The 12,255-nt window shown below is 47.2% G+C and carries 12 protein-coding genes and 1 other annotated feature; all 12 genes read left to right on the forward strand.

Going from position 1 to position 12,255, the window contains the following annotated elements; all coding sequences use genetic code 11:
- The first annotated feature begins 19 nt into the window (after window positions 1–19).
- The 12 genes from ftsZ to ileS all read left to right on the forward strand — a co-directional run bounded on the left by ftsZ (window position 20) and on the right by ileS (window position 12,210).
- Window positions 20–1,135, forward strand: a complete 1,116-nt coding sequence (ftsZ, locus tag ACE3K2_RS01270; protein WP_421885805.1) for a cell division protein FtsZ — start codon at window positions 20–22, stop codon at window positions 1,133–1,135.
- A 262-nt stretch (window positions 1,136–1,397) separates the two neighbouring features.
- Window positions 1,398–2,378, forward strand: coding sequence for a sigma-E processing peptidase SpoIIGA (gene spoIIGA / locus ACE3K2_RS01275; RefSeq protein WP_421885808.1), 981 nt, complete (start codon window positions 1,398–1,400; stop codon window positions 2,376–2,378).
- Window positions 2,379–2,389: 11 nt separating this feature from the next.
- Window positions 2,390–3,112, forward strand: coding sequence for an RNA polymerase sporulation sigma factor SigE (gene sigE, locus ACE3K2_RS01280; protein WP_017687308.1), 723 nt, complete (start codon window positions 2,390–2,392; stop codon window positions 3,110–3,112).
- A 111-nt stretch (window positions 3,113–3,223) separates the two neighbouring features.
- The gene (gene sigG, locus ACE3K2_RS01285; protein ID WP_017687309.1) at window positions 3,224–4,006 is read left to right on the forward strand and encodes an RNA polymerase sporulation sigma factor SigG; all 783 of its coding nucleotides are present in this window, start codon (window positions 3,224–3,226) and stop codon (window positions 4,004–4,006) included.
- A 173-nt stretch (window positions 4,007–4,179) separates the two neighbouring features.
- Complete coding sequence (locus tag ACE3K2_RS01290) at window positions 4,180–4,572, forward strand: YlmC/YmxH family sporulation protein (protein WP_251035120.1); 393 nt, start codon at window positions 4,180–4,182, stop codon at window positions 4,570–4,572.
- 51 nt (window positions 4,573–4,623) lie between these two features.
- Complete coding sequence (gene pgeF / locus ACE3K2_RS01295) at window positions 4,624–5,523, forward strand: peptidoglycan editing factor PgeF (RefSeq protein WP_421885812.1); 900 nt, start codon at window positions 4,624–4,626, stop codon at window positions 5,521–5,523.
- Between the two features lie 5 nt (window positions 5,524–5,528).
- Window positions 5,529–6,230: a YggS family pyridoxal phosphate-dependent enzyme gene (locus ACE3K2_RS01300; protein ID WP_421885815.1), complete on the forward strand. Its 702-nt coding sequence runs from the start codon at window positions 5,529–5,531 to the stop codon at window positions 6,228–6,230.
- The gene (locus tag ACE3K2_RS01305; protein WP_215077507.1) at window positions 6,221–6,688 is read left to right on the forward strand and encodes a cell division protein SepF; all 468 of its coding nucleotides are present in this window, start codon (window positions 6,221–6,223) and stop codon (window positions 6,686–6,688) included. Before ACE3K2_RS01300 ends, ACE3K2_RS01305 begins: the two co-directional genes overlap by 10 nt.
- A gap of 7 nt (window positions 6,689–6,695) precedes the next feature.
- The gene (locus ACE3K2_RS01310; RefSeq protein ID WP_301290087.1) at window positions 6,696–6,965 is read left to right on the forward strand and encodes a YggT family protein; all 270 of its coding nucleotides are present in this window, start codon (window positions 6,696–6,698) and stop codon (window positions 6,963–6,965) included.
- 14 nt (window positions 6,966–6,979) lie between these two features.
- Window positions 6,980–7,762 (forward strand): RNA-binding protein, encoded by a 783-nt coding sequence (locus tag ACE3K2_RS01315; RefSeq protein WP_421885819.1) that lies wholly within the window; start codon window positions 6,980–6,982, stop codon window positions 7,760–7,762.
- 147 nt (window positions 7,763–7,909) lie between these two features.
- Window positions 7,910–8,419, forward strand: a complete 510-nt coding sequence (locus tag ACE3K2_RS01320; protein ID WP_062835445.1) for a DivIVA domain-containing protein — start codon at window positions 7,910–7,912, stop codon at window positions 8,417–8,419.
- A gap of 57 nt (window positions 8,420–8,476) precedes the next feature.
- Window positions 8,477–8,768, forward strand: a binding site (T-box leader).
- A gap of 343 nt (window positions 8,769–9,111) precedes the next feature.
- The gene (gene ileS / locus ACE3K2_RS01325) at window positions 9,112–12,210 is read left to right on the forward strand and encodes an isoleucine--tRNA ligase (RefSeq protein WP_421885822.1); all 3,099 of its coding nucleotides are present in this window, start codon (window positions 9,112–9,114) and stop codon (window positions 12,208–12,210) included.
- Window positions 12,211–12,255 lie beyond the last annotated feature (45 nt).

Here is a 12,255-nt window from a genome sequence, read left to right on the forward strand (position 1 = left end):
GAGGGGGAGATGGAATAATATGTTGGAATTTGATTTCGAGATGGAGAGCTTGGCTCAAATTAAAGTCATCGGTGTAGGCGGCGGCGGAAGCAATGCAGTCAACCGTATGATTGAAAATGGTGTACAAGGTGTTGAATTTATTACGGTGAATACGGATGCTCAGGCGTTACACCTGGCGAAATCCGAGCATAAATTGCAAATCGGTGATAAATTGACTCGTGGTCTTGGTGCTGGCGCCAACCCGGATGTAGGTAAAAAAGCAGCGGAAGAGTCCCGCGATCTAATCATGAACACGTTGAAAGGTGCAGACATGGTATTTGTTACAGCCGGTATGGGCGGTGGTACAGGTACAGGCGCGGCTCCGGTTATTGCCGAAATCGCTAAAGAGTGTGGTGCACTTACAGTGGGTGTCGTAACTCGCCCATTTACATTTGAAGGACGCAAGCGTTCCAGCCATGCAGAGCAAGGTATTGAAGCTCTCAAGGAAAAAGTCGACACACTGATCGTTATTCCTAATGATCGTTTGCTCGAAATTGTGGATAAAAAGACACCTATGCTTGAAGCATTCCGTCAAGCGGATAACGTACTTCGTCAAGCAGTACAAGGTATCTCTGATTTGATCGCTGTACCGGGTCTAATTAACCTTGACTTTGCAGACGTCAAAACGATTATGCATGAACGTGGTTCTGCCCTTATGGGGATTGGTGAATCAACAGGTGAGAACCGTGCAGCTGAAGCAGCACGGAAAGCCATTATGAGTCCTTTGCTTGAAACTTCTATTGAAGGTGCTCGCGGCGTAATCATGAACATTACGGGTGGCATTAATCTGTCCCTGTATGAAGTGAACGAAGCGGCAGAGATTGTAACGTCTGCTTCCGACCCGGAAGTGAACATGATCTTTGGTGCCATCATTGACGAAGACCTGAAAGAGGAGATTAAGGTTACAGTTATTGCAACTGGTTTTGAAGATAAACCTGCTCCACCACCACCAGGACGTAAGCCAGCTCCAGCAACAACGGAGACAACGGATACGCGTTCGCCGAACCTGCGTCCGTTTGGAAATCAGCCGAGCAATGATCAGCTGGATATTCCGACATTTTTACGCAATCGTTCACGCAATAATAACAACGATTAATACTCATATTGATTTATCGAAAACCCGGTACTCCTGATGGAGCGACCGGGTTTTTTCTGTTTTTTTAGATATCATAGCATACCGCATTGAACAAATTCTGAACAACGGGCCTGAGCAATTCCGACAAAAAAAGTTGGAACCACGCCCCCATGATTAGACAGACTTTGAACAGGGGGCTCCGTATACTTGTGAATATGCTCAAGAATATCGGAATACCGGGATACTGATATTTCGATATGTTGCGCGCAGGCAGGTGAAGAGTTTGGTTGTGTATGTAGATCTTATTTTTTTGACAAACCTGTGTATTGACGGTGCACTCATCGGAATGACTGCTTGGATGCGCAAAACAAAGCTGGTTTGGTGGCGATGGTTGCTGTCCGCCATTGTGGGTGCATTATATGTGGTCATGATGTTTGTACCGGAGTTTGATTTTATGTTCACCTTTTTGATCAAGTTCGGGTTCTCGCTGGTCATGCTTACGATTGCTTTTGGTTTTAAAGGTCTGCAGGCTTTTACGAGGACGCTAGGTACCTTCTATGTGATTAACTTTGTCGCTGCCGGAGGTATTCTGGGTGTGCATTACATGCTTCAGAGCTCCGGTGAGTTGTTTAACGGCATTTGGTTCACGGCTTCTGGCGGTATGTCATTTGACCTGAAGATTGCCTTTTGGTTCACGTTTATCGGATTTTTTGCTGTCCTGTTTTTATTCAAAGCTGTGCAGAGCTCCAAACGGAAAACGGATCGCATGACGACCTATTTGGGTAAAGTTGAGGTTTGCATCGATGAGGTAGTCATTTCTTGTACAGGCCTTTTGGATACGGGCAATCAACTTACAGATCCCTTATCGCGCATGCCGGTTATGGTGATGGAGGTTTCGTTATGGCAAGACATGTTACCTGCTTCATGGAAGGGCAGGCTTAAGGACGAGGCGCCGGACAACCTTATTCTGGAGCTTGATCAGGAAAGTTTTCAGTGGCAGGATCGACTGCGGCTAGTGCCCTATCGGGGCATTAACAAAGGGACTGCGTTTATGCTGGCAATGAAGCCGGACCGGGTGAAGGTGACGATGGAGGAAATATGTTATGAGACGACAAGGGTACTCATTGGGCTGGATGGAGGTGTTTTGTCGTCGGATGGGAAATACCAGGCCGTGATTCATCCTGAACTTGTGCAAGACGCTGCTTCTGCGCAGTCTACGGCTCTCTCTGCCGGAGCAACAGAAAAGCCGCTGAATGTGGTATAGGAGGAACGTACATGCTTGTGAAATGGAAACTGGTGGCACAGCTGCAATATTACCGTCTGTTATTTTTGTTGGGACTCAAAAGTGAAGAGATCTATTACATTGGGGGAAGTGAGGCCCTTCCGCCGCCGTTGACAAGGGAAGAAGAAGAATTTTTACTGCAAAAATTATCCTCGGGAGACTCGGCCATTCGCGCGATGCTTATTGAGCGCAATCTGCGTCTTGTGGTGTACATCGCACGAAAATTTGAGAACACAGGAATCAATATTGAGGATTTGGTCTCCATCGGAGCCATCGGGCTGATTAAGGCAGTTAATACATTCGACCCGGAAAAGAAAATCAAACTGGCAACTTATGCTTCACGTTGTATCGAAAATGAAATTTTGATGTACCTGAGACGTAATAGTAAGATCCGAACTGAAGTTTCTTTTGATGAACCGCTGAACATTGATTGGGATGGAAATGAACTATTATTATCCGATGTATTGGGTACAGAAAACGATACAATCTATCGGAATATTGAAGAGCAGGTAGACCGGAAACTTTTGCACAAGGCACTGGAAAAATTAACGGAGCGCGAGCGAATGATTATGGAGCTTCGTTTTGGCTTGACGGATGGGGAAGAAAAGACACAAAAAGATGTAGCGGATCTACTGGGAATCTCCCAATCCTACATCTCTCGTCTCGAAAAAAGAATCATTAAAAGACTCCGCAAGGAGTTCAATAAAATGGTCTGAAATACATCATTGCTCAGAATGGGTATTACTGGCAAGGGTGCCAAGTACGAATAAAAAAGCCTGCCCCGGAGATAATGTACATTAATGTTTCTCCTTGGGAGGTAAATCACGATGACCCGAAACAAAGTCGAGATTTGTGGCGTGGACACCGCAAAATTGCCTGTCCTCACCAACACTGAAATGCGGGAATTGTTTCATTCCCTTCAGCAACACCATGATCGCTCAGCAAGAGAGAAATTAGTGAATGGCAACCTGCGTCTGGTACTCAGTGTCATTCAGCGTTTTAACAATCGGGGGGAGTTTGTCGATGATCTGTTCCAGGTTGGTTGCATCGGCCTGATGAAAGCCATTGATAATTTTGATTTATCCCAGAATGTCAAATTTTCAACCTACGCGGTGCCGATGATTATCGGTGAAATCCGTCGATACCTGCGTGATAATAACCCGATTCGGGTATCTCGCTCCTTGAGGGATATTGCTTACAAAGCTCTTCAGGTCCGTGACAGCCTGACGAATAAAAATTCCCGGGAACCGACGATCTTCGAAATTGCGGAAGTACTGAATGTGCCGAAGGAAGATGTTGTTTTTGCATTGGACGCCATTCAGGACCCGGTCTCGCTCTTCGAACCGATTTATCATGATGGTGGGGATCCGATCTATGTCATGGATCAGATCAGTGATGACAGAAACAAGGATGTCTCGTGGATTGAGGAAATTGCGCTGCGTGAAGCGATGCATCGTCTTGGTCAGCGTGAAAAAATGATTTTGTCGATGCGGTTTTTCGAAGGGAAAACCCAGATGGAAGTAGCAGATGAAATTGGCATTTCCCAGGCTCAGGTATCACGTCTGGAGAAATCAGCGATACAACAGATGCAAAAACATGTGAAGTCGTAATACGATGCAAGGGCAGAGGACGATCAATCGGGGCAATGTATACCGTTGGTCGTCTTTTTGTGTTAAGCCGTTTCCACTTTCGATGAAAAACAGGACATTTTTCGCCCTTGAAACATATATTGTATAGAAGCGTGGGGAACGGGCTGAAGAGGAATAACAGGGGGCGGGAATGAATGAAAGTAAATACGAGCGAAGTTGCAGCACGAGGCATGAAAATCTCGGATTTTCAGACTAAGGATGTCATTAACATCACGGATGGTAAACGTCTCGGTCAGATCAGTGATTTGGAGCTGGATCTGAAGCAGGGGCGAATTGAAGCGATTGTTGTGCCGGGGTACAGCCGTTTTATGGGTCTTTTTGGCGGGGGAACGGACTTGGTGATTCCCTGGAGAAATATTGTGAAGATTGGTTCAGATGTGATTCTGGTAAAGATGGATGAGGTGAAGGAAAACACGTATGACGAGCGTGATCGCGAAGCGCGCCTGTATGATGAACAGCAGCATAACCGCACAGAGCGTGTGGAACGCATTGAACGATCAGATCGTAATCAGCGTCGAACGATATAAAAGAGACAGAATGTGGCTCATTTGGTACACTGGAAGTGGTGAGGTGAGATAATGGAACCCTTTGTATTGGATAAAGAATTACTTGAACGGACAAAGAACCCAAATTCAGATTTCGGTCCTGATCCGTTATTATTATATGTTGAGCCCTGGACACAGCAATTTGAACAGTTGTCAGCCGGGTTTACGACGAGACATGGTGGAGTCGGAAATGTTCCCTATGCTACGCTTAACTGTGCTTATCATGTGGGGGATGATCCTGAAGTTGTGCTTAACAATCGCAGGCTTGTAACCGAGAAGCTTGGCTTTGCAGCGGAAGCCTGGACCTGTGGAGAGCAGGTGCATGGCAAACATGTAGCTGTAATTACTGCTGAAGATCGGAGCAGGGGATTGCTTGATCGTCAGTCGGCGTTACAGGATACGGATGGACTGGTCACAAATGTGCCGGGTGTGCTGCTGACTTCTTTCTACGCAGACTGTGTTCCGCTTTATTTCTATGACCCTGTGCAACAGGCTGTGGGCCTTGCTCATGCCGGTTGGAAAGGTACAGTCGCGGGTATCGCTGTATCCATGGTGGAGACGATGGAACGGGAGTACGGCAGCCGTAGACAGGACATTCGAGCTGCAATTGGTCCGTCCATTGGGGATTGCTGTTATGAAGTGGATGAGGCGGTCATGCAACATGTACGGGTTTGGTTTGGTGATTCCCCGGTTAATGATGAACACAAGGATTCTGCATCCAAACAAGCATATCGATCTGTGAATAACGATAAAACGATGTTAAACTTGAAAGAATGTAATCGACACATTATGATGAAAGCAGGAATATTGCCGGATCATATCGAATGTACAACATGGTGTACAAGTTGTCATCCCGAACTATTTTTCTCCTATCGGAAGGAAAATGGTGTTACAGGACGGATGGCGAGCTGGATTGGGCTGGAAGAGAGGTGACCTCTGTGTCATTGGAGGAGCGTATACAACAGGTAAATCAGAAGATCGAGGATGCATGTCAGCGCAGTAACCGTCATCGTGATGATGTGAATGTGATTGCGGTCACCAAATATGTCTCACTTGAAACAACGGGATCGGTGCTGAATCATGGTCTTGAGCATATTGGAGAAAACCGGTGGCAGGATGCACAGGCCAAATGGGAAGCTTTTGGTCAACAGGGTACCTGGCATTTTATCGGTCATTTGCAGACGAACAAGGTGAAAGACGTGATCGGCAAGTTTCGTTACATACATTCACTGGATCGTTTGTCATTGGCGAAGGAGTTGGATAAAAAAGCAGCTTCACTTGGCATCCAAGTGGAAACGTTTTTGCAGGTGAATATTTCGGGTGAAGAGAGCAAGTATGGCTTACAGCCTGAACAGGCAAGTTCTTTTTTGCGTGATATTCGTTCGTTCAACAATCTCAAGGTCGTCGGCCTGATGACCATGGCACCTCATGAGGAAAATCCCGAGCTGACACGTCCCGTATTTCGTGGATTGCGTGAGCTGAGGGATCAATTGAATGGACAAGCCCTCACAGCTGAACCATTAACTGAGCTGTCGATGGGGATGTCCAATGATTTTGAAGTGGCCATTGAAGAAGGGGCAACCTGGGTACGGCTAGGATCGATTCTCGTAGGAAAAGAGGAGGGTTCACGATGGGCGTGATGAATAAATTTATGAATTTCCTCGGACTTCAGGAAGAGGAAGAGATTGTGGAACGTGAACGGATGGCTGCGCAAGAGGAAAATGAGTCTGAACAGCAGGAAGCTGAAACCTCCAGTCTCGATAAACGTAGAAACCAAAGGGGGAATAATGTGGTGAGCATTCATTCCCAGAAAAATGTTAAAGTTGTCCTGTATGAACCACGTTCTTATGACGAGGCTCAGGAGATTGCCGACCATCTGCGTTCGCATCGTACTGTTGTGGTAAACCTGCAACGGATACGTCAGGACCAAGCGTTGCGCGTTATTGATTTTTTGAGTGGCACGGTATATGCATTGGGTGGCGGTATTTCCAAAATCGGCGGAAACATTTTTCTCTGTACGCCAGATACGGTTGAAATTCAGGGATCAATTACGGAAATACTGGCTGACAGCGAGCAAGATTATAACAGAATGAGGTGAGCCACTTTTGTATCAGATTGAAAGCGTGTTGTACACGTTATACCAGATTTACTTTTACATGGTCATTGTCTACATATTGATGTCTTGGCTTCCCAATGCGCGGGAAAGCTTCATCGGTGAATGGCTAGGCAAGTTTGTAGAGCCATATCTAAGACCGTTCCGTCGATTTATACCACCTTTGTTCGGTGTGCTGGATATTTCCCCGATTGTGGCGTTAATCGTTCTGCAACTCGCGCTTAACGGATTGATCTCCATACTTCGGTATTTTGTATATTAGGGTAGGGTGCATAGATGAGCGGTGAAATTTACGAACATTTCAGCCATGATGAGCGAGATTTCGTAGATAAGGCTTCGGATTGGGTTGAGCGGGCAGGCAAGTATCATGACATGAAGCTAACTGACTTTCTTGACCCAAGACAGGTTTTTATTTTACAAACTCTTGCCAATCGTCGTAATGACGTTCAGATTCGTCTGGACGGTGGTTACGAGGCTGCTGAGCGCAAGCGTGCGCTGGTTGCACCTGATTATATGTATCTGGATGATGAGGATATGGGGATGCAGGTGCTCAGTATCACGTCTGATGATCAGAAAATCTCGGAGCTGGAGCATGGGGACTATATGGGTTCCCTGCTCGGGCTTGGGATGAAACGTGGAAAGATCGGGGATATCCAAGTGCTGGAGGACGGTTGCCATACAGTGGTGGCGGCGGAAACCGGCGCTTTTTTATCGCTTCAACTGAATCAGGTGCATCGGTTACATGTGTTCACAGAGTTACTTCCTTTGGATCAGATGCGATGGTCCGAGACCAAATTGGAGACGATGGACATAACGGTCGCTTCGCTTCGTTTGGATGGAATCTGTGCAGATGTGTATCGGCTTAGTCGCAGTAAAGTATTGGTGCCGATCAAAGCTGGGCGCTGCCGTGTGAACTGGAAGGTTGAGGAAGATCCATCCAAATCGCTAAAAGCGGGAGATGTCGTATCCATTCAGGGATTTGGCCGCTTCAAGGTTATGGAACAGGATGGGATGACCAAAAAAGGGCGCTGCCGAGTGAAAATCGGCAAATTTGCCTGAGTCTGTTGCAGGAAAATCCGCTTTCTTGTCGAAATGTTTATCATAAAGGTGTAGAAAATACGCGGTGTATCCGATATACATTAAGTCAAAGCTTTATGCTGCAAACCTTCTCAGGACGGGAAGGAAATTTTACAGGAGGTGGACAGCATGCCATTAACGCCGCTGGACATACACAACAAGGAATTTTCCCGACGTTTGCGCGGGTATGACGAGGATGAAGTCAATGAATTCCTGGACCAAGTCATCAAAGATTACGAAGGCGTCATTCGCGAGAACAAAGAGCTGAGCAATCAGTTGCTGTCCGTTCAGGAAAAGCTGGATCATTTTGCCACGATTGAAGAAACGCTCAGCAAAACGATCATCATTGCGCAGGAAGCTGCTGATGATGTGAAGAATAATGCGAAAAAAGAAGCGCAGTTGATCGTGAAGGAAGCAGAGAAAAATGCAGACCGGATCGTGAACGAATCGTTGGGTAAATCACGTAAGATTGCTTTGGAAGTGGAAGAACTGAAAAAGCAGGCATCGATTTATCGTGCTCGTTTCCGCACGCTTGTTGAAGCGCAGCTTGAACTGTTGACTCAGGATGGTTGGGAAGTGCTGGAGAGCCGGGAGCAGGAAGTACGTGACCGTGAGCGGGAGATGAAAGAAATTTATTAGTCTGTCGCCTGGTTGACTTTTGTCTGCAAAGAGGCTATAACTATATTCATAATGAATAGTGATTCCATGACGGGTTCAGTACGTTATGATCTCATCCCTCAGAGAGTTGGTGGTTGGTGCAAACCAATGGATGAGTTATAGCCGAATATCTCCCCGGAGAAGTGACGCTGAAGCGGTGATTGTGATTGCCGTGTGTAAGCCGAACCGTAAGCCGTACGTTATAACGGCACCCTGCGGTAGTTTAGCGGGGCATAAGCGCTGTTGATGACAGAGCATACCCAGCTTGCCTGGATGTGGTTTGTGATGAACAGAATTAGGGTGGTAACGCGAGCATAGCCTCGTCCCTTTCCAGGGATGGGGCTTTTTTGTGTTCAAAAAAGGCGAACATCCCTGAGGCCCGAAGGACCTCAAGGAGAGAGCCGCCCGCCGGGAGAGCGAAGCACCCGGCAACACCCGCCTCGCAGTAAGGCCATGCGGCGTTCACGCAGGGAACAGCCGCAAAATGGCCGCCACTACGCACATCCACCCCTCGCCCACAAGCGGCGCAACTGTTCCCCATATCCGACAACCCATCCCGGGTGTCCAGAGGGCGGAGCGCCTATGGGTCCCCCTTGGCAAGGGGGATTTAGGGGGATTGAAACGCTTTTTGTGGACGGTCCACAATTTAACCAAAGAAAGGGAAGATGATCCTCATGCAACGAGTTGACGTCAAAGAGAAGGCACGCGCCAGAGAATTACGCGTGTTAGATAAATGGAAAACGGAGAATACATTCAAAAGATCCATCGAAAACCGGGAGGGCAAGCCAAACTTCGTATTTTATGAAGGGCCGCCTACTGCGAACGGTAAACCACATATCGGTCACGTACTGGGACGGGTAATCAAGGATTTCGTTGGACGGTATAACACGATGAAAGGTTACCGTGTGGTCCGTAAAGCAGGTTGGGATACACATGGTCTGCCTGTAGAACTGGGTGTACAGAAGAAGCTTGGCATCTCCCACAAGTGGGAAATCGAAGATTACGGTGTAGAGAAATTCATTAACGAATGTAAAGCGAGCGTATTCGAGTATGAGCAACAATGGCGTGATTTGACAGAAGGTATCGGATATTGGACGGATATGGATAACCCATATATCACTCTTGATAACAACTATATCGAGAGTGTATGGAACATCCTTGCCACAATCCACGAGAAAGGACTGCTGTATCGGGGTCACCGTGTGAGCCCGTATTGTCCATCTTGCCAGACAACACTGAGTTCACATGAAGTTGCACAAGGGTACAAAGACGTCAAAGACCTGAGCGCTACAGCGAAATTTAAACTGAATGACAGCGGAGAATTTGTACTCGCTTGGACGACAACGCCTTGGACACTGCCTTCACACGTCGCACTTGCCGTGAATCCGGACATGGACTACTCCCGTGTTCGTCAAGGCGATGAAGTGTACATCATGGCAACCAACCTGGTGGAGAAAGTAATGAAAGACACCAAGGGCGAGTATGAGATCATCGGTGCATTGAAAGGTGCCGACCTCGTTGGCAAAACGTATGATCCTCCGTTTAACTACGTACAGGCTGAGAAAGCCAACATCATTCTGGGCGCAGGCTTTGTAACGGATGCAAGTGGTACGGGTATCGTACACATGGCTCCTGCCCATGGTGAAGATGACTACCGTGTATGCCGTGAGAATGGAATCAGCTTTGTAAACATGGTGGACCTGGAAGGTAAATTTGTCGCTGAGGTTACTGACTTTGCCGGACGTTTCGTGAAGGACTGTGATATTGATATCGTACGATATCTGTCTGAGAATGGACGTCTGTTCAGCAAAGAAAAATATGAGCACAGCTATCCATTCTGCTGGCGTTGTGATACACCGCTTCTGTATTATGCAATGGACAGCTGGTTTATCCAAACAACAGCCATCAAGGACCAATTGATTGCCAACAATAGTGAGGTGGATTGGTACCCGGGTCACGTTCGTGAAGGACGTTTCGGAAAATTCCTTGAGGATCTGGTGGATTGGAACATCAGCCGTGATCGTTATTGGGGAACTCCGCTGAACATCTGGGTGTGCGAGGAGACTGGCGAACAATTTGCTCCACACAGCATTGCAGAATTGCGTGCTCGTGCGGTTGGTGATGTGCCTGAGAATCTTGAATTGCATAAACCATATGTGGATGACGTTAAAGTCATGAGCTCTTGTGGCAAATATGAAATGAAACGTACACCGGAAGTGATCGATGTCTGGTTCGACAGCGGCTCCATGCCGTTTGCCCAGCAGCACTATCCATTTGAAAATAAAGAAGTATTTGAACAGCAGTACCCTGCTGATATGATCTGTGAGGGAATTGACCAGACACGTGGCTGGTTCTACAGCTTGCTGGCGGTTTCTACTCTTTTGACAGGCAAAGCGCCGTACAAAGCGGTTATGGCTACAGGACACGTTCTTGATGAGAACGGACAGAAGATGTCCAAATCCAAAGGTAACGTTATCGATCCTTGGGAAGTAATTGAAGAATACGGTACTGATGCATTCCGCTGGGCTTTGTTGTCTGACAGTGCACCATGGAACAGCAAACGGTTCTCCAAAGGTATCGTGGGCGAAGCCAAATCCAAAATGGTGGATACGCTGGTCAACACCCATGCATTCCTGACGCTGTATGCCACCATTGATGGATTTGATCCACAGGAGCATCCGTTCCAACTGTCCGCACACAAGCTGGATCGCTGGATTCTGTCGAGGCTGAACAGTCTGATCCTGGTTGTAGAAAAAGCGCTGTTGGTTAACGACTATCTGAATTCTTCCAAAGCGATTGAAGCATTTGTTGATGAGCTGAGTAACTGGTATATCCGTCGTTCCCGTGACCGGTTCTGGGGAAGTGGCCTGACAGAGGATAAACTGGACGCTTACCGCACATTGACTGAGGTGCTGGTGACTACTGCAAAACTGGTTGCTCCGTTTACGCCGATGCTTGCAGAAGATATCTATCTGAACCTTGCAACAGGCGAGAGTGTGCACATGGAAGATTATCCGGTAGCGAATGAATCGCTAATTGATGCAGGACTGGAACAGGATATGGAGACGGCTCGCCGTGTGGTTGAACTTGCCCGTAACGTTCGTAACGAAACAGGCATCAAGACACGTCAGCCGCTGTCCGAATTGATCGTTTCCCTGGATAAAGGCTTTGACCTGGCAAGTTATGAAGAGATCATCAAGGAAGAAATCAATGTAAAAGGAATCCGTACGGAGCATAACGATGCGGAATTCGTTGACTTTACATTGAAGCTGAACCTGAAAGTTGCAGGTAAGAAATACGGTAAAAACGTAGGATTCCTACAAAACTTCTTCAAGGGAATGTCAGCCGATGAGACGCGTAAAGTGGTTTCGGAAGGTGTACTGAACATCGTTTCTCCGGAAGGTGAAGAGCTGCAAGTGACGAGCGAAGAATTATTGGTTGATAAACAGGCCAAATCAGGTTTTGCTTCTGCATCAGGTTACGGTTTGACGGTTGCGCTCAATACTGAAATCACCGAAGCATTGGAACAGGAAGGCTGGGTCCGTGAAGTGGTTCGTGCAGTGCAGGATACCCGGAAACGACTGGACTTGCCGATTGAGAAAAGAGTACGTTTGACACTGGATGTGGATACATCCCTTCAGGCAGCTATCCAGGCGTTTGATGATGTGTTGCGTGAAAATGTTCTCGTAACCGAAGTGACATTTGGCTCGAATGAGTCCATGGAACGTGTTGAGGCCGGAGGCAAATCGATCGGTATTTACATCGAAGCATAATTCGGAGCATTACCCATTCAACAGGGACAGAATCTAGAGCATAAA

The organism is Paenibacillus sp. (assembly GCF_048976745.1).
In the GTDB taxonomy this organism is placed as follows: Bacteria; Bacillota; Bacilli; order Paenibacillales; family Paenibacillaceae; genus Paenibacillus.